Source organism: Marinobacter litoralis, from assembly GCF_003336705.1.
GTDB lineage: Bacteria > Pseudomonadota > Gammaproteobacteria > Pseudomonadales > Oleiphilaceae > Marinobacter > Marinobacter litoralis.
On the sequence record NZ_QMDL01000002.1, the window covers coordinates 283,330 to 301,809 of the forward strand.

General features: G+C 56.0%; 18 protein-coding genes. 6 read left to right on the plus strand and 12 right to left on the minus strand.

All coding sequences use genetic code 11. From position 1 onward, the window contains the following. Window positions 1–4: 4 nt before the first annotated feature. The 3 genes from bioC to bioB all read right to left on the minus strand — a co-directional run bounded on the left by bioC (window position 5) and on the right by bioB (window position 3,297). A complete protein-coding gene (bioC, locus tag DOQ08_RS06735) occupies window positions 5–838 on the minus strand; it encodes a malonyl-ACP O-methyltransferase BioC (RefSeq protein WP_114334146.1) in 834 nt (277 codons plus the stop codon). Next, window positions 835–2,022: an 8-amino-7-oxononanoate synthase gene (bioF, locus tag DOQ08_RS06740; RefSeq protein WP_114334147.1), complete on the minus strand. Its 1,188-nt coding sequence runs from the start codon at window positions 2,020–2,022 to the stop codon at window positions 835–837. The genes bioC and bioF overlap by 4 nt, the downstream gene beginning before the upstream one ends. Before the next feature lie 216 nt (window positions 2,023–2,238). Then, window positions 2,239–3,297 (minus strand): biotin synthase BioB, encoded by a 1,059-nt coding sequence (gene bioB, locus DOQ08_RS06745; RefSeq protein ID WP_114334148.1) that lies wholly within the window; start codon window positions 3,295–3,297, stop codon window positions 2,239–2,241. A 51-nt stretch (window positions 3,298–3,348) separates the two neighbouring features. Here bioB and DOQ08_RS06750 point away from each other — a divergent pair, with 51 nt between their 5' ends. Then, window positions 3,349–4,077: a ComF family protein gene (locus DOQ08_RS06750; protein ID WP_114334149.1), complete on the plus strand. Its 729-nt coding sequence runs from the start codon at window positions 3,349–3,351 to the stop codon at window positions 4,075–4,077. Here DOQ08_RS06750 and DOQ08_RS06755 read toward each other — a convergent pair. After that, entirely contained in the window at window positions 4,074–5,183 is a 1,110-nt protein-coding gene (locus tag DOQ08_RS06755; RefSeq protein ID WP_227537536.1) for an NAD(P)/FAD-dependent oxidoreductase, read from the minus strand. The genes DOQ08_RS06750 and DOQ08_RS06755 overlap by 4 nt on opposite strands. A gap of 123 nt (window positions 5,184–5,306) precedes the next feature. Here DOQ08_RS06755 and DOQ08_RS06760 point away from each other — a divergent pair, with 123 nt between their 5' ends. Genes DOQ08_RS06760 through cmoB form a run of 5 tightly spaced genes read left to right on the plus strand, consistent with a single transcriptional unit; the run spans window position 5,307 to window position 8,910 of the window. Then, window positions 5,307–5,729 carry a hypothetical protein gene (locus DOQ08_RS06760; RefSeq protein ID WP_114334151.1) on the plus strand — a complete coding sequence of 141 codons (423 nt, stop codon included), beginning with the start codon at window positions 5,307–5,309 and terminating at the stop codon, window positions 5,727–5,729. Window positions 5,730–5,734: 5 nt separating this feature from the next. Continuing rightward, complete coding sequence (locus DOQ08_RS06765; RefSeq protein WP_114334152.1) at window positions 5,735–6,754, plus strand: serine/threonine protein kinase; 1,020 nt, start codon at window positions 5,735–5,737, stop codon at window positions 6,752–6,754. 25 nt (window positions 6,755–6,779) lie between these two features. After that, window positions 6,780–7,148, plus strand: a complete 369-nt coding sequence (locus tag DOQ08_RS06770) for a kinase (RefSeq protein ID WP_114334153.1) — start codon at window positions 6,780–6,782, stop codon at window positions 7,146–7,148. Next, window positions 7,138–7,896: a carboxy-S-adenosyl-L-methionine synthase CmoA gene (gene cmoA, locus DOQ08_RS06775; RefSeq protein WP_114334154.1), complete on the plus strand. Its 759-nt coding sequence runs from the start codon at window positions 7,138–7,140 to the stop codon at window positions 7,894–7,896. Before DOQ08_RS06770 ends, cmoA begins: the two co-directional genes overlap by 11 nt. Before the next feature lie 21 nt (window positions 7,897–7,917). Continuing rightward, a complete protein-coding gene (gene cmoB / locus DOQ08_RS06780; protein WP_114334155.1) occupies window positions 7,918–8,910 on the plus strand; it encodes a tRNA 5-methoxyuridine(34)/uridine 5-oxyacetic acid(34) synthase CmoB in 993 nt (330 codons plus the stop codon). Between the two features lie 67 nt (window positions 8,911–8,977). Here cmoB and DOQ08_RS06785 read toward each other — a convergent pair whose 3' ends face one another. From DOQ08_RS06785 to mutL, 8 genes are all read right to left on the minus strand, one after another. Continuing rightward, window positions 8,978–10,273 (minus strand): adenylosuccinate synthase, encoded by a 1,296-nt coding sequence (locus tag DOQ08_RS06785; RefSeq protein ID WP_114334156.1) that lies wholly within the window; start codon window positions 10,271–10,273, stop codon window positions 8,978–8,980. A gap of 82 nt (window positions 10,274–10,355) precedes the next feature. Then, the gene (locus DOQ08_RS06790) at window positions 10,356–11,537 is read right to left on the minus strand and encodes an ATP phosphoribosyltransferase regulatory subunit (RefSeq protein WP_114334157.1); all 1,182 of its coding nucleotides are present in this window, start codon (window positions 11,535–11,537) and stop codon (window positions 10,356–10,358) included. Window positions 11,538–11,713: 176 nt separating this feature from the next. Further along, entirely contained in the window at window positions 11,714–12,589 is an 876-nt protein-coding gene (hflC, locus tag DOQ08_RS06795) for a protease modulator HflC (protein WP_114334158.1), read from the minus strand. Window positions 12,590–12,592: 3 nt separating this feature from the next. Then, window positions 12,593–13,777, minus strand: coding sequence for an FtsH protease activity modulator HflK (gene hflK, locus DOQ08_RS06800; RefSeq protein WP_114334159.1), 1,185 nt, complete (start codon window positions 13,775–13,777; stop codon window positions 12,593–12,595). A 78-nt stretch (window positions 13,778–13,855) separates the two neighbouring features. Beyond that, window positions 13,856–15,157 carry a ribosome rescue GTPase HflX gene (gene hflX / locus DOQ08_RS06805; RefSeq protein WP_227537576.1) on the minus strand — a complete coding sequence of 434 codons (1,302 nt, stop codon included), beginning with the start codon at window positions 15,155–15,157 and terminating at the stop codon, window positions 13,856–13,858. A gap of 90 nt (window positions 15,158–15,247) precedes the next feature. Continuing rightward, on the minus strand, window positions 15,248–15,496 hold the full coding sequence (gene hfq, locus DOQ08_RS06810; RefSeq protein ID WP_114334161.1) for an RNA chaperone Hfq: 249 nt from the start codon (window positions 15,494–15,496) through the stop codon (window positions 15,248–15,250). A gap of 33 nt (window positions 15,497–15,529) precedes the next feature. Further along, window positions 15,530–16,567 (minus strand): tRNA (adenosine(37)-N6)-dimethylallyltransferase MiaA, encoded by a 1,038-nt coding sequence (miaA, locus tag DOQ08_RS06815; RefSeq protein ID WP_114334162.1) that lies wholly within the window; start codon window positions 16,565–16,567, stop codon window positions 15,530–15,532. A 5-nt stretch (window positions 16,568–16,572) separates the two neighbouring features. Next, on the minus strand, window positions 16,573–18,468 hold the full coding sequence (mutL, locus tag DOQ08_RS06820) for a DNA mismatch repair endonuclease MutL (protein ID WP_114334163.1): 1,896 nt from the start codon (window positions 18,466–18,468) through the stop codon (window positions 16,573–16,575). Window positions 18,469–18,480 lie beyond the last annotated feature (12 nt).

An 18,480-nucleotide genomic window follows, 5' to 3' on the forward strand; every position in this document is an offset into this window, starting at 1 on the left:
GTATTTATCCTGCTATGGGCTTTTGCCAGCTCAACCAACCGGCCTCGTATGTCGCGAAAACCTGGCCAGAGCGCACGCCCGGATAAGCCCTGCACATAGCCCGGAAACGGCCCGGTGCGGTCGCCGTCCGACGCCGCTCTTCCCCTTTGAATACCGCTCCCAAATGCTTCAGTTCCCGATTGAGCGCCATAGGTGTCTCATAGCGCAAACGTATCGGCGCCAAATCCAGCGCCGACCCTGCAAGCACCGCGCTCGTCAGGCTGCGCCATTGCTCTGCCGGAACAAACCGATTCACGTGCGCCTGCCCCGGGTCTGCTTTCGCCCACGCTTGCTTGAGCTCTCGTAAAGTGCCATCCACCAAGGTAGACATCACCAGTAAACCGCCCGGGCGCAGCACTCGGCTACATTCCGCCAGCACAGCCTCGGGCTTCTGGCTCCACTGCACCATCAGGTTGCTGAAGACCAAATCAACACTCTCGTCCGCCAGCGGCAACTGCTCCGCATCGGCATTCAGCCAGTTAACACCACGGAACTCTGTAGCCGCCTCCGCTTGCGCCAACATGCCCGGAGACAAATCAGCTCCGGTTACACAAGCCGCGGGATAACGTGTTGCCAGCTTTCGGGTAAACCAACCGGTACCGCAACCCAAATCAAGAATCGACTCCGCTTTGAAAGCATCCGGAATGCGCGACAACATGGTGTCGCCCATCGTCTTTTGCAATCGAGACGCACTGTCATACGTTTGGCTCGCGCCGCCAAATCCCGAGGCAATCGACGCTTTGGTCCCGGTACCGCCATCCGCGCCAGTAGCGATGGTTAAGTCATTAAACATGTTCATAGCGCCGCTACCTGCTCCGAATCTCTGAAACCCCGCAACGTCCGACACTCCGAAAGGGCCCCCAATAAACGATCAACGTGCTCGTGGCTATGCGCTGCACTCAAAGTCACCCGTAATCTAGCCTGCCCTTCCGGTACCGTTGGCGGCCGAATGGCGGTAACCATCACGCCCTGCTGCTCCAAAGCCTGACTCAGAGCCAAAGCTTCCTCATTACCCCCGATCATGATCGGCTGAATGGGCGTATAAGACGGCATCAACTCGTACCCCAGCGCTTGCGCGCCCTCACGAAAACGGACAATCAATTCATTCAAGTGGGCCCGCCGTTGATCGTCGGACTCAATCAAGTTCAGGCTGGCACAAGTCGCAATCGCCATCGCAGGCGGCATCGCGGTCGTGTAAATGTACGTTCGGGCCTTCTGAACCAGATAATCCATCAACACCTCCGGCCCAGCCACAAAGGCACCACTGGTGCCAACAGCCTTACCCAAGGTACCAATCAAAACCGGCACCTCGTCCTCGGACAACCCCGCCTCCAGCACACTGCCCCGCCCCTGCGGACCAAGGACACCGATACCGTGGGCATCATCCACCACCAACAAGGCATCGTGAGCCTTACAAACCCGAGCCAACGCCTTCAACGGCGCCACATCACCGTCCATGCTGAAGACACCATCGGTCACCACCACCTTGTGACCCGACGTGTCGGCCAACATGGTTTCCAACGCCGCCACATCCCCGTGCGCATAACGCCGAACCCGAGCCCGGCTGAGAATGCAGCCATCGATGATCGAAGCATGATTCAGACGATCTGAAAAAACCGTATCGCCCCGCCCCACCAACGCCGAAATCACACCCAAATTGGCCATGTAACCGGTGGAAAAGAACAACGCGCTACTGCGCCGGGTAAACTCGGCCAGCCGTTGCTCCAATTGGTGGTGAGCGTCGTGATGACCACACACAAGATGAGACGCAGCCCCACCCAGCCCGGTCTCGGGCAAGGCGTTCTTAAGCGCTTCAATATTGTCGGGGTGATTGGCCAGGCCCAGATAATCGTTGCTACAAAACGACAACAACGCCTGACCATCTGCGGTTAACTCCGGCTGTTGCGGGCCAGAGACCAAACGACGGGTCCGATACAGTCCCGCGTGTTTCCGCTGTTCAATCTCAAGTGCAAAATCGCGCATAAAGACGGCACACCACAAGGTCAGGGCAAAGATAAACCGGACAAAAAGGAGTCAGACTTGGCGACTGACTCCCCGAACAAATTCGGCGTGAAGGTCTGGCGGTGCTTTTCGGGACTGTTGAAGGCCAAGGACGGCCTGAAACAAGCGCACATGGATGTGCTCGTAGCGTGTCCTGAAAAGCACCGTCAGACCTTCACACACCACCAAAGCCGGAAATCAGGCAGATTCCCGAGTAGCGTCATAAAACATATGCCGCGTAGCCTCATACTCAACCGCTTCAGCCAACTCCTCTTCCTGCTGTTCCTCGGTAGCACACTGCTCACGCTGCTCCGGGCGAATACCCAGCTTACGGAACAACTGCATATCCGCATCCGCCTCCGGGTTAGAGGTTGTCAGCAACTTCTCCCCGTAGAAAATCGAATTCGCACCCGCCAGGAAACACAGCGACTGCATCTGCTCATTCATCTGCTCACGACCGGCCGACAGGCGAACATGAGAAGCCGGCATCATAATACGCGCCACCGCAATCATCCGGATGAAATCGAACGGCTCCAGATCTTCCACATCTTCCAGCGGCGTACCCTTCACCTTCACCAACATATTCACCGGTACACTCTCAGGATGCTGCGGCAAGTTAGCCAACTGAACCAACAGACCCACACGGTCATCCTCATCCTCACCCATACCCAGAATACCGCCGCAGCAAACCTTCATACCGGCCTTGCGAACGTTATCCAGCGTATCCAGGCGATCTTGGTAGGTACGCGTGGTAATGATGTGGTTGTAGTACTTCTCGGAGGTATCCAGGTTATGGTTGTAATAATCCAGACCGGCTTCCGCCAGTTCCTTGGCCTCTTCCTCTTTCAGCATGCCCAGCGTCATACAGGTTTCCAGGCCCAGCGACTTCACCTGCTGAACCATATCCAGAACATAGGGCATATCTTTCTTTGAGGGGCTGCGCCAAGCCGCACCCATGCAGAACCGTGAAGCGCCCTTTTGCTTCGCCGCTCGCGCCTCCGCGACAACCTTTTCAATCTCTAACAACTTTTCTTTTTCAAGGCCGGTGTTGTAATGCCCGCTCTGGGGGCAATATTTACAATCTTCCGGGCAGGCGCCGGTCTTGATAGACAGCAACGTACTGACCTGCACCTCATTGGGATCAAAATGTTCCCGATGCACCGACTGGGCGCGGAACAAGAGATCATTAAACGGGAGATTAAAAAGCTCTTGAGCCTCCTGAAGGCTCCAGTCGTGTCGCAGTGCAGTAGCAGTCATGTTCAAGTCCTGTTAACCTTCACAAGGTATTTGGTTTACGGATAAACCACGATGATAAACAGACTGAAAGCGCTGTCAACCTTATTGGACCATTTGGTTAACAGAGAGGCGACCACCGGCCGCTGCGTCACTTGCTTGAACAAACGGGCTTTCCAAGGCCTGTGCTCCCCCTGTCGAGCCGACCTTCCCCACAACCGATTGCATTGCGAGACTTGCGCCCTGCCCCTCGCCTTTGCCGGCCCCGTCAGGCTCTGTGGCGAATGCCTTACGCAACCACCACCCTTCACACGCTCACGGATTCCCTGGCGTTATCAGTTCCCTGTAGACAGCATGATCGGCCGTTACAAATATCAGGGCCAACGTAAGTTCGCGCGGCCGTTGCTCGCGGATTTCAGTGACTATCTGGATCGCACCCTGACCGACTCTGAACGGCCGGAACTGCTGATTCCCGCGCCCATGCACTGGCAGCGCCGATGGCAACGCGGATTCAATCAATCACAGGACATTGCCGAATACCTGGGGCGACGCCTCAAAATCCCGGTCGGAAGCCAAGCGGTTCGGCGCAAACGCAAAGTGCGCGCTCAACGGGGCCTCAGCCGAGACGGACGATTGCGGAATCTGAGCTCGGTATTCGAGGTTCGTAGACCGATTCCAGAGCGGGTCGCCATTGTTGACGACGTGGTGACAACAGGGGCAACCACGCGGGCACTTGCCAAAGAATTATCGAAAGCTGGTGCCCGAGACATTCAAATCTGGGCTTTGGCCCGCACGCCCGGTTAACTCAACTGCTGTTTAACGTATTCGGCAATTGCCAGGCAGGAAGTCAGGCCCGGCGACTCGATGCCGAAAAGATGAACCAGCCCTGCAAGACCATGCTCCTCGGGCCCGTCAATTCGGAAGTCGGCAAAGCTGCCATCGGGCCCTGCGAGTTTGGGGCGAATACCCGCATAAGCCGGCTGAAGCCGGCCCGCATCGACTGAAGGCCACCACTGGCGAATGCCCTCAACAAAAGCACTAATCCGATTCGGATCCACGGTGTAATCCTCCGAATCCACCCATTCAACGTCCGGCCCAAAACGGGCTTGCCCAGCTAAATCCAGCGTCAGGTGAACGCCAAGCCCACCCGGCTCGGGCAAGGGGTAAATCAAATGTTTGAACGGGTGTGTACCGCTGTAGGCGAAATACACGCCGCGGGCCAACCATTGCTTCGGTTTGGCTGAACCGGAAAGCCCGCCCCAGCCCTCCGCAAGCCCCGGCGCAGCCAACCCTGTTGCATTAATCACTTCATTGGCAATCAGGGTAACCGGCGCCTTACCCCCTACGGTGAGACGGTGGTCCCCATGTGAGCTATCGACAGCCAACACCGGGCTGTTCACCACCAACTGCCCACCTGCATCTTCCAGCTCACCCAGCAGCGACAGCATCAAGCCGTGAGCGTCGATGATCCCGGTTTCCGGAGACCACAAACCCGCTGCGGCTTTCACATCAGGGCACTGCGCATGAACGGCATCGCCGGTCACCTGCTGTAGGCGAACGCCATTTGTCTGTGCCTGTCGACAAATTGCATCCAGCTTCACCGCCTGACGATCGTCAGACGCCACAATCCATTTGCCGCATTTCCGGTGCCCCACCATCCTGCTAGAACAATACTCATAAAGCAGCTCCCGGCCCCGCACGCAAAGCATCGCTTTCAGGGAGCCGGTCGGATAATAGATGCCGGCATGAATCACTTCGCTATTGCGCGAAGACGTTCCTTCTCCAAATCGGGACCCGGCTTCAAGTACCAAAACCTCACGCCCCGAACGAGCCAGCTCACGGGCAATGGCCAGGCCTACAACTCCGGCTCCAATGACAACCGTTTGAACTTTGTAGCTTTCGGAATTCAATTTTAAGCCCCGCAAACCGATCCAATGCCTGAAATTAACCCAGATAGCCCAGCGTTGCATTACCTGAGCTTTCAGAACCGTTATACTTTACACCAAGCGCAACGGATGCACGGAGCATGGAAAATGTCCGACAGGAAGCAGTTTCTTACGGTAATGATCGTCGCCGCACTCTTTGTGGGCTGGATTGCTTGGCGTGGCTTTGAAGTCACCAGCCTGAACGATCAACTAAAAGCCGACAAAGTGGTATCCAGCTACCCTTATCAACATCGGGTGCTTCGGGTAGAAGGCGATACAGCCACGATCAGCTCTCTGCGGTCCCATAGCCTTTCAACACAGCAGGCCTTGTCGGTGGTATTTCCCGGAATGACACATCTGGCCGACACCCATCGCGACTGGCAAAAAGCGGAACGGGAACTGGCTCAGGTGCAGGCGCGAGCTGGCGACATTGTTCTGGCATCGCCGAGCATTAACCGCGTGCGCTGGGAACTGGATGAAAACTGGTACCATTTACAATTCATGAAGTCACAACAACACTCGGCCTTCTGATTACTATGCAAAACGAGTCTTCTGACATAACCGCTTCTCCCCATCCGTACGACACTCTGCAACCGGATACCATTCTGGATGCCATGGAAGAAGCCGGCTTCCCTGTCAGTGGACGGCTGTTTGCGTTGAACAGTTATGAAAACCGGGTCTATCAAATCGGGCTGGACGAAGGCTCTCCTGTCATCGCGAAATTCTACCGCCCCGGCCGCTGGTCGGATGCCGCCATCCGCGAAGAACACGAATTCACGCTGGACCTGCAAGCAGCAGACATCCCCGTAGTCGCGCCATTGGCATTGCGCAACGGCGACTCGCTAGGTCGTCATGGCGATTTCCGTTTCGCGGTATTTCCTCAGCGCGGCGGCCAAGCCCCCGACACCAGCGTGACCGATACACTCTACCGCCTGGGCCAGTGGTTGGGCCAAATCCACAATCTGGGCGCTACTAAAACCTTTGCGCATCGGCCGGGGTTTGATCTGATTCGGGGGCTGGAAGAACACAACGCATTACTCATTAACGGAGGCTGGATTCCTGACGATCTTCGCCCCGCCTGGGACAGCCTGATCCCGGATTTAATCGAAGGCTGCCAGCGGCGAATGGAAGACGCCGGCGATGTAAACACGCTCCGCATCCACGGAGATTGCCACGCCGGCAATATTCTTTGCCGTGACGAAGCCATGCTGTTTGTCGATTTAGACGACTGCCGCACCGGCCCCGCCGTGCAAGATATGTGGCTGTTATTGAACGGCGAAGCTAATGAGCGCGGCAGCCAGTTGGGCGAGCTACTCGAAGGCTACGAAACCTTCCGGGATTTTGATCGCCGGGAACGGCATCTGATCGAGCCTCTGCGTTGCTATCGCCAAATTGCTCACTGCGCCTGGCTGGCAAGGCGCTGGGAAGACCCTGCATTCCCCCGTTTTTTCCCATGGTTTGCGCAGCCGCGTTTCTGGTCTGACCAAATCCTGTCCCTGCGTGAACAACTCTCGGCCCTGCAAGAGCCTGCTCTGACGCTTCCGGGGCAATTCTGAATCCTGACTTCTCGAAGAGGTAACCATGAGCGAAAGTGAAAACCGCTATTCGGCACGTGCCCTTATTGTGACCGCGGTGATTGCCATCATCGGCACAGTCACAGCGCTGGAGGTCGGCGGACGAATCAAACATTCCGACAACAAAGACCATGTTCCTGTCGGTGATTTTCAGGCCATCCATGTGGCGCCCGGCGAAGAGTTCCGAATGTCCCGCAAGCCCTCCGGACTGCACGCCGTCTGTGAAAACGGCTACCTAGCCATTGCCGCAGACGTAGACCCATCGTTTCGCGGCATCCTGGTCGATTACAAAAACCGCGGTGTACGCTGCGCTCGCCCGTCACCAACCGATCGGGACCCGGCAAAACCCAAAGTCGGAGACAGTGATGCGCAGTAAAAAACCAACCCCCGCTCCTCAGATGACAGACCGTTTGTTCGCCACCGAGCGCAACCCGGAAGACTTTCGCTTTGATGCCTCGGTGGCCCGGGTATTTCCTGACATGATTCGCCGATCAGTGCCCGGTTACACCACGATCATTCCGATGATCGAAGTGATTACCGAACAGTACGTTCAACCCGGTTCTCACTGCTACGATCTGGGCTGCTCACTGGGAGCCTCAACACTGGCCATGCGCCACGGGATACCTCACACCGACTGTACGTTGGTGGGTGTGGACAACTCGAGCGCCATGATCGAGCGCTGCGAACACTATGTCGCTCTCGACGATCACGAGCTGCCGGTCACCTTGCGCTGCGAAGACATCCTCACCACAGAACTCAGCCGCGCTTCGGTCACTACCCTGAACTTTACGCTTCAGTTTGTCCCGCCTGAGAAGCGAAAGGATTTGCTGGCACGAATCGCCGATGCCACCTTGCCGGGCGGCGTACTGATTCTGTCCGAAAAGATCCGCTTCGAATCCGATTCGGAACAGAACACCCAGACGCAGCTGCATCATGAGTTTAAACGCGCCAACGGCTACTCAGATCTGGAGATCAGCCAAAAACGCGCTGCGATCGAAAACATCATGATTCCCGAAACCCTGAACACCCACAAACAACGGCTGCTGGATACCGGGTTTAATCAGGTGCTGGTGTGGTATCAGTGTTTCAATTTTGTTTCCATGCTGGCCATCAAGAACTCTTAATTACCGGATACCACGAAACCTATGCCTGCTTTCGACTGGCGCGAACATTTCTCGCCGTTTATCGACTCCCTCAACCACAGTGATCAGGCAGCCTGGGCCGAGGTTTTGACGGCTCAGCTGATCCGCCGTTTTGAAGACAACCCACACGGTGATATGGCGCGCTGGCACGCAGCCCTCCAGGCCTTGCCGTCAGATCTCCCGGCGAAAGTAGAACTGAATTCGTCAGCCGTGACCGTAACCTCAGAGCAACCCTTAAGCGAACAGGACGCCGAAAATCTCGAGCGGGGTTTACGCGGTTTAATGCCCTGGCGGAAAGGCCCTTTCAATTTTTTCGGCACCCACGTGGACACCGAATGGCGGTCAGACTGGAAGTGGGACCGGGTTTCACCTCACCTTGCAGATTTGAAAGGACGCACGATTCTCGATGTCGGTTGCGGCTCCGGTTATCACTGCTGGCGCATGGCGGGCGCAGGTGCCCGGCAGGTTGTTGGCATCGATCCCGGGCTGCTGTTTATGTTTCAGTTTCTGGCGGTCAAAGGTTACCTCGGAGACGTTCTGGTAGATCTCTTACCCATTCGCATGGAAGATCTGCCGGACAATCTTGAACACTTCGACACCACCTTCTCCATGGGCGTGCTATACCACAGGCGCTCCCCAATTGACCACCTGCTGGATTTAAAAGGCACCTTGCGCCGGGGCGGCGAGCTGGTGCTGGAAACACTGGTTGTGGATGGCCCTGAAGGTTTCAGCCTGATGCCGGAGGATCGTTACGGACAGATGCGCAACGTCTGGTTCTTACCCAGTTGCCCGACACTGATTCGCTGGCTCGAACGGGCTGGCTTCCGCAACGCCCGAGTCGTGGATGTCAGCGACACCACGACGGAAGAACAACGGCAAACCGACTGGATGCGGTATAACTCGCTGGCCGACTTTCTGGATCCCAATGATCCTACTAAAACCATTGAAGGTTACCCCGGCCCGAAACGGGCAACGATCATTGCCGAGAAGCCCTGATCAAACCTTCAAGGCGTAAAAAAACCGCCAGAAGCTCACGCTAAAGGCGGTTTTTTGACTCTGACGCTTATTCCCCGAACGGGTGCCTCAGAGTGATGGTTTCTACGCGGTCCGGACCAGTAGAGATAATGTCGATCGGCGCTTCGATCTGCTCTTCCAGGAAGCGGATATACGCTTTCGCGTTCTCCGGAAGTTCCTCGATCGACGTCAGACCGAACGTGCTTTCGCTCCAGCCTGGCAGCTCTTCGTAGATCGGCTCAATGTCCTTGAAGGTGTCGCAGCCAATGGGCGGACGGGTAATCTCTCCGTCCGGCATTTTGTAGCCGACACACACCTTCACGGTTTCCAAACCATCCAGAACGTCCAGCTTGGTCAGGCAGATACCAGACACACTGTTGATCTGAATGGCGTGACGCAGAGCGACAGCATCGAACCAACCACAACGACGGGAACGGCCAGTCGTGGTACCAACTTCGTTACCTTTGACCGCCAGGTGCTCACCCATGTCGCAAAACAATTCCGTCGGGAACGGGCCTGAACCGACACGGGTGGTGTAAGCCTTGGTAATACCCAGCACGTAATCCAGGTACAAAGGACCAAAACCGGAACCGGTCGCCGTGCCACCCGCGGTGGTGTTAGACGAGGTTACATACGGGTAGGTGCCAAGATCGATATCCAGCAGGGAGCCTTGAGCCCCTTCGAACAGAATATGCTCACCACGCTTGCGGTGACCATGCAGGATGTCGGTTACATCGGCAGCCATCGGCAGAATTTCTTCGGCCATTTGCTTCAACTCAGCCAAAGCCGCATCGATGTCTTCGGCTTCTTCTTTGAAGTACTCGGTCAGCACAAAGTTGTGGTAAGACATGATCTCGCGAAGTTTAACTTCGAAGTCTGCCATGTTGTGCAAATCGCCTACACGAACGCCACGGCGAGACACTTTGTCTTCGTAGGCTGGCCCAATACCACGGCCAGTGGTGCCGATTTTGTCTTCGCCCTTCGCCCGCTCGCGCGCCTGATCAATGCGAACGTGAGTACGCAAAATAATCGGACAAGCCAGGCTGATCTTCAGGCGGTCACGAACTTCAACGCCACTGGCTTCCAGTTCACGTACTTCTTTGAGCAGCGCTTCCGGTGACAGCACAACACCGTTACCGATCAAGCAATGGACATTCTTCCGCAAAATACCAGACGGGATCAGGTGCAAGGCCGTCTTCTTGCCCTCGATGACCAGTGTGTGGCCGGCATTGTGACCGCCCTGAAAGCGCACCACCGCTGCCACTTTTTCAGTCAGAAGGTCGACGATCTTGCCTTTACCTTCATCACCCCACTGGGTACCCAGCACAACAACATTTTTACCCATGATTCTCTCTCACATCAGGCGGCCCGAAGGAACGCGCCTTGCACATTTACTCAGGAATATTCGTTGAATACCGGCGATACAATCAGCTCAGCATTTCCACAACCCATTGCCCGTCTTTTTTCACCAGCTGACGATCACAACCTTGCAACGCGGGATCTGCAGGTTCGTCACCCGGCAATTGTCGAATCACTGTTTCAGTCATTCGCAGGCCGGAAATCACACCTTCAAGCGCAGAGTCTTCAGCGGCAGGTGCCCAGATGGCGCCCGAACGGTGATGCACTCGCTCACCCAGAGCCACCAACGCGCGTATATCCAAGCTGAAGCCGGTGGCAGGCCGGGCGCGCCCGAAATCACTACCAATGGCATCGTAACGACCACCCTTGGCAACCGCATCACCGTGACCGGGAACATAGGCGGCGAATACCAAACCCGTGTGGTAGTTGTATCCGCGCAGCTCGCAAAAATCGAAACCCAGACTCACTTCCGGGAAGTCGCGACTCAGCATTTCGACCACGCGAGTCAGCTTATTCAAAGCGGCATCAAGCGCCTCGGAGGCACCTCCCAAAATCACTCGGGCCTGCTCCAGCGCTTCTACGCCGCCGCTTACACGAGCGAGTTCACGTAACCGTGCACCTGCAGAGCCGGGCTCACAGCCACCCAGCAGGCGATCCAGTTCCGGAACCGACTTTCGAGCCATAGCATCAAAAACAGCCGCCTCGGTGTCTTTATCAAACCCGGAGCTGGCAATCAGACTTTCGTAAATCGAAACGTGGGCCAGATCCAGATGCACCCGAGGCAATCCGGCTACCCGGAGTGCTTCCAGCATCAGGCTGATAATTTCCAGATCCGCCGCTTCCGAGGTGCTACCGAACAACTCGCAGCCCGCCTGAATCGGCGTTCGCCCTGTCAGCATATGGCGCGGGCGGGTATGCAGCACATGGCCGGCATAACAAAGGCGGGTAATACCTTCCTGACCCAGCGTATGCGCATCAATTCGTGCGGCTTGCGGTGTCATATCTGCCCGCACACCCATCATGCGGCCAGTGAGTTGATCGGTCAGCTTGAACGTCTGCAACTCCAGATCGTGTCCGGTTCCTGTAAACAGGGACTCCAGGTACTCGATCAGGGGCGGGATAACCAATTGGTAACCCCAGCGTTGGCAGGTGTCCATTACATCCCGGCGCAGGGACTCGATCCGTCCGGCCAGCGGAGGAAGAATGTCTTCAACTCCATCTGGCAGTAACCAGCGATCAGATACTGTCATGAGATTCTGTTGTCCGTTTTTCCGTCACCGGCTCAGCTGCCGGGGGGAATGACTCAGGGTTCAAGATGTCCAGGCGAAGAAATACCCAAACAAAACCGGAAGGATTCTACACCCTTGGCAGACACAAAAAAACCGGAACACCTACGTATTCCGGTTTTCCTTTCAAACCGCCGGTTTTAGTTGGCGCCAGCCGGGTCCTTCAGGAACTTCATGAAAGCACTGTCGGAGTCGATCACCATGATGTCATCCTTGCCGGCAAAGGTTTTCTCGTAAGCCTGCAAGCTACGGTAAAAGCTGTAAAACTCTTCATTGCTGCCATAAGCTTCGGCATAAATCCGAGCCGCTTCACCGTCGCCCTCACCTCGAGTCATTTCCGCTTCGGCAAAGGCGTTCGCCAAGGTTACGGTTTGCTGCCGATCAGCATCGGCGCGGATACCTTCCGCCAATTCCAACCCTCGGGAACGAAATTCCTGAGCCAGCTTATGACGCTCGGTCGCCATCCGGCGATAAACGTTTTCGCTGACCGCACCCGGGAACTCAATCGCTTTCACCCGGATATCAAGAATTTCGATACCGAACTCTTTCACTGCCGTTTCGTTGGCACGATCTCTCAGTGCGTGCATCAACTCATCGCGCTGACCGGAGACCACCTCGTGCATGGTCCGCACGCCGAACTCGTCACGCAAGCCGTTATCAACTCGAGACAAAATCAGCGTTTCCGCCCGGCGCTCATCACCACCGGTTGCACGATAGAACTGGTCAACATCACGAATTTTCCACGCCACGTAGGAATCCACATCCAGCGGCTTCTTCTCGATGGTGAGGTACTGTCGCGACGGCAGATCCATGGTCAGAACCCGAATATCGAATTCCCGAATCTGATCGATAACCGGCACCTTAAAATGGATGCCCGCCTGAATATCGGTTTCAACCAATTCACCAAAGCGGAGCTTCACACCACGATGGGTCTCGGGAATGATGAATACGCTAGACAGCACGAGCAGGACGACGATAAGAGTGCCTGCAAGGCCCAATACACCTTTAGGTCCCATAACTTATCTACTCCTCCGAGTGTTTCCATCCTGACGCGCACGTAGCTCTTGCAGAACCTGATCGGTCAGCGTCTGAACGTCGACTTGCTGATTACCTGATTGGGAGCTCCGCCCCCCTGAGCCCGACGAGCGCCCCTGAGTCAGCTTATCCAAAGGCAGGTACATCATGTTGCTGCTGCTTTGGGTGTCCACAAAGATCTTGCTGCTATTACCCAGAACCTGCTCCAGCGTTTGAATATACATACGCTCACGCGTGACCACCGGTGCCTGCTCGTACACGGCCAACAGCTGGTTGAAACGCGCCGTTTCACCGCGAGCCCGCTCAATCACCTCGGCCTTGTACGCATTAGCTTCTTCAATCATGCGCTGCGCCTGGCCCCGTGCTTCCGGAACAATCTTGTTGCGGTAGGTTTCGGCCTCTTCTTTCGCACGCTGTTCATCTTCTCGAGCTCGCTGAACTTCGCGGAAAGCATCCTGCACGGCCGCCGGGGGCTGTGTGCTTTCAACGTTTACTCGAACGATTTCCAGACCAGTACCGTACTCTTTCAAGAAGCTTTGCAGCCGCTGCTCAACGCGAACAGCCAGTTCCGCACGCCCTTCCGTCAATACGTCATCCAGTGAGGAACTGCCTACTTCGTGACGCAGAGCACTGTCGGTCGCAAAGGCCAAAGCCTGGTTAGAATCACGCACGTTCAGAACGTAAGCCCTGGCATCGCCAACCCGGTACTGAACCTGCAGATCCACGGTGACCAAGTTTTCGTCCTGAGTCAGCATCTGGCCGCTGGAGCGGGCTGAGCGAACGTTGGTTACACGGACTTTGGTCACCGAATCAATCAACGGTACCTTGAAACGCAGACCCGGGTTTTCAGTTCGACTGAATTCACCGAAGCGCAGCACGACCGCTCGCTCCTGTTCGTCTACGGTGTAGAACGACTGGTACAGGACATAACCGAACGCCAATATGGCGGCGATGGCCAAAATGGCGCCAAAACCACTGTTGCTGCTACCAGAGCCTGAGCTGCCGTTATTGCCAGAGCCGCCTTTGCCGCCCAGCATACGATTCAGCTTGTCCAGCCCCTTCTTCAGAGCCTCATCCAGATCTGGTGGCCCCTGATCATTGCCGCGACGACCACCGGTTCCCCAGGGATCGTTGTCGTTACGGTTACCACCCGGTTCATTCCAGGCCATAATTCTCTCCGTTCGTGTTTATTCGAATGGCTGCAAATACTAGGGATTTATCAAGCCCCCGGCAATAGGCGGCCTGATTCACAGTGCCCGGTCTTCCAGCCGAACCTCTTCCTGGCTTACACCTGCTCGACTGAGCAACTGCAGCCAATCGCGATTCTGCAGCCGAACTTCTACTACTGTATCACCACTTTCCCGGTGCTCTTCGCTCAGCACAGAACCAGCCTCATGCAACGAGGCACGAAGCTTGCCATCTGCCGGCCCAAGCAGAACAAAATGATGCACCACATCTTCTGCCAGACGCTCGACAACCGCATCAAAGAGCAAATCCATGCCCTGTCCGGTTATCGCCGACACCCACACTCTGACCGGAATGCCGTCTTCGTTTCGATCGATTCGGGGGGCAAAGTCATCCAACAGGTCAATCTTGTTGAAAACCTGCAGCTGAGGCACCTCATCAGCACCGATTTCCAGCAACACGTTTTCCACCTGTTCGATGTTTTCGTCGCGCCGCTCATCATGGCAATCAATGATGTGCAACAACAACGATGCTTGCCGGGTTTCTTCCAGTGTTGCGCGGAAGGCCTCTACCAATTTGTGCGGCAGATGGCGAATGAACCCTACCGTATCCGCGACTACGACCGAGCCAATGTCTGGAAGTTCCAGCTTGCGAAGGGTTGGATCGAGAGTTGCGAACAACTGGTCCGCCGCATAAACCGTCGAAGTGGTGACCTGATTGAACAAAGTCGACTTACCGGCGTTGGTGTACCCCACCAACGACAGGGTTGGCACATCGGCACGCTTACGAGCCCGCCGCCCCTGATCCCGCTGTTTGCGGACCTTCTCCAATCGTTTATGGATCGATTTGATGCGCTCACGCAGCAAACGACGGTCGGTTTCAAGCTGTGTTTCACCCGGGCCACGCAGACCAATACCACCTTTCTGACGCTCAAGGTGGGTCCATCCACGAATCAACCGCGTGGACATATGCTCAAGCTGCGCCAGCTCGACCTGCAGTTTACCCTCATGGGTACGGGCGCGCTGGGCGAAGATATCGAGAATAACGCCGGTTCGGTCTAATACCCGACACTTGAGCTCACGCTCGATGTTACGCTCCTGGCTCGGGCTCAAGGCGTGGTTAAACAACACCACATCGGCTTCATTGGCAGCAACCGCATCGCGAATTTCTTCGAGCTTACCTTCACCAACGAATAGCCGGGGACTGGGCTGCTTACGCGTACCGGTCACCATATCCACTGGCTCGACACCCGCCGAGGTTACCAGCTCACGGAATTCACCCGGGTCTTCAGAACCATCGTGGGCGGTGAATTCGATGTGTACGAGAACCGCCCGTTCTCCAACGTCAGGACGTTCAAACAAAATATATTCAACTCCATAAAAACAAACACCCGCGGCCAGCTCAGCTCAAAGGCTGCCCTGCACCGCGGGTGTCAGAACCGGATACACCGGAATTTAACCTTCAGCTTCTTCCTCTCCGGGATTCGCCTGCGGCAAACGAACATTACGAGCAGGTACAACCGTGGAAATAGCGTGCTTATATACCATCTGGCTGACGGTGTTTTTCAGCAAGATTACGAACTGATCGAAAGACTCGATCTGGCCCTGAAGCTTGATGCCGTTAACCAAGAAAATAGAAACGGGGATGCGTTCCTTGCGCAAAGCATTGAGGTAAGGGTCTTGTAAGGAATGCCCTTTTGACATGAGTATTCTCCTGTTAGAGGTAGGTGCAGATCGTCAATTTGCAGAGTTAAATGTGGTGTGTAGACCTGATTTTTTCAAGGTTTCCAGCACCATTTGTAAATTATTGCTATCCAGCCACTGTACATCAGGCCATTTTCGTAACCAGGTCAGCTGACGCTTCGCCAATTGGCGCGTTGCCGCCATGCCTTTGTTCAAATAGGTTTCGTGATCGCATTCACCAGACAGGTATTCCCACGCCTGGCGGTAGCCCACGCAACGCATGGAGGGCATATCGAGGTTGAGATCACCTCGCCCCATCAACTGCCGGACTTCGTCCAGAAACCCTGCGTCTTGCATCGCCAGAAAACGCATTCGAATCCTCTCATGAAGGACTTTACGGTCTGTCGGAGCGAGCGCAAACTGGAAAACAGTATACGGCAGGTCGGCACTTTCGTCTGCCTGCCACTTGGTGAAATAGGTGTAATCCTTAATATCCGACGTTTTTTCATCGGCAGAGTTTCCTGAGCTGGCCTGCCAAAACGACGAAATAGGCTGGCCAGTCAACCGAATAACCTCAATGGCACGCATCAGGCGCTGGCGATTATTGGGGTGAATAATCTCTGCGGCAACCGGGTCTTTGGCAACCAATTCTTCGTACAGCGCCTGCCAGCCCTGTTCCTCTGCGTCCTTTTCGATCTGAGCCCTCAGCTCCGGATCAGCGGATGGCAGATTTGACATGCCATTCAACAAGGCCTTGAAATACATCATGGTTCCACCTACCAACAGCGGTATCCGCCCGCGCTCGGTAATCTCCGCCATTTCTGCCAAAGCGTCCCGCACAAAGTCTGCGGCGGAGTAGATGTCTGCCGGGTCGCAAATATCGATCAGTCGGTGAGGCGCTTTAGCCAACTCTTCGGCCGTCGGCTTGGCTGTGCCGATATCCATACCTCGGTAGATCATGGCGGAATCCACGCTGATGATCTCGCAGGGCAAATGCTCACAAAGGGCCATGGCCAAATCGGTTTTACCCGACGCCGTAGGCCCCATCAGGAATATGGCCGGAGGAAACGCAGCCTGTTGCTCGCCTGCCATGGTGTCTAGCGCCCCCTCAGGAACAATTTATCCAGTTCGGACAGTGTCATCAGTGTCCATGTCGGGCGACCGTGGTTGCACTGGCCACTGCGTTCGGTGGCTTCCATATCCCTCAGCAGCGAATTCATCTCGGGAATGGTTAACTGCCGGTTGGCCCGCACGGAGCCATGGCAAGCCATGGTGCCCAGTAATTCGTGGGTGACGGCTTCCACGCGATCGCTTTGGCCGTTCTGAATCAGATCAGCGAGAACATCACGCACCAACTGCTCGGTATCCGCTCCGCGTAGCAAAGCAGGAATCTGTCGCACCGCCAGCGTTTCCGGCCCAATCCGCTCGATTTGAAGGCCGAGCTGTTGCAATTCGTCACCGTGACTTTCCGCCAGCGCAGCTTCTTTCTGACTGACCGCCAGCGAGACCGGCACCAGCAAAGGCTGGCTCTTCAAATCCTGCTCGACCAGAGCCCGCTTCATACGCTCGTAAGTGATCCGCTCATGTGCCGCGTGCATATCCACCACGATCATGCCGGTTCGGCTTTGAGCAAGTATGTAGATGCCATGAAGCTGTGCAATCGCATAACCCAGAGGGGGCTCTTCTTCGCCATCTTGAGGCGGCGTGGGCACCGGCTGCGACTCAAATGGATCGGGCCGCGACTCGTTGGTCACACCTCCGCCGGCATTGAGCGAATTATAAAAGGCCATTTGATCACTGGCTTTCCAGTCTTGCTGGGGCTGTGTTGGCGACGCATTGCCGTACCCTGAAGAAGAGTGCGTGAATGCTTGCGAAGGTGCAGCTCCGGCCCCCTGCGAAAGCGGAAAGGCTGCCGGACCGTTTCCTGGCTGGGACACCTCGGGTTCGCGACTCAAGGCCTGTGCTTCTGCTCCTCTGAAATGGTCCGCGGGGCGCACGTCCGCCAGCGCCCTGTGCAAGGTGCGGAAAATGAAGTCGTGCACCAATCGGCCATCACGGAACCGCACTTCGTGCTTGGTCGGATGAACGTTAACATCCACTGTGGCCGGGTCCACTTCGAGATAGAGCACAAACGCCGGATGACGATTGTTGTAAAGCACGTCGCGATACGCCTGACGAACCGCATGAGCGACCAACTTATCCCGAATCACGCGACCATTGACGAAGAAATACTGCAGATCAGCCTGACTGCGGGAGAACGTCGGCAGTGCGACCCAACCCCATAAACGCAAACCACTGGCTTCGGCCTCGATGACCACGGCGTTATCAATAAATTGCTGGCCGCACAGTGAGCTGATTCGCCGCTCTTTATCGATATTCGATTCAGCGGGCCGCAAGCTTTGAATGACACGCTGGTTATGGCGCAGGGTAAAGCCGGCATCGAAACGGCTGAGGGCCTGGCGGCGGATGGATTCATCAACGTGATTAAATTCGGTTTTTTCCGTACGCAAGAACTTGCGGCGTGCGGGGGTATTAAAAAACAGATCCCGCACTTCAACGGTGGTGCCAACAGGATGCGCGGCCGGCGAGATTTTCGCGTCCATATCCCGACCTTCCACTTCCACCCGGGCAGCGGCTTCTTGCTCTGCCGTGCGGGAAGTCAACGAGAGCCGAGATACCGAACTGATACTCGCCAGCGCTTCGCCGCGAAAGCCCAAAGTGCCAACGGCCTCAAGATCATCCAGGGTCAGGATTTTGCTGGTTGCATGCCGGCTCAGGGCGAGCGGCAAGTCAGATTCTGCGATCCCGAAGCCGTCGTCCCGAACCCGAATCAGCTTTACACCGCCTTGCTCCAGTTCAATATCAACCCGGCTGGCGCCGGCATCGAGAGCATTTTCCACCAGTTCTTTAACAACTGACGCAGGACGCTCCACCACTTCACCGGCGGCTATCTGGTTGGCAAGCCGGGGCGAGAGCAATTGAATGTGGGGCATAGCCGGGAACTA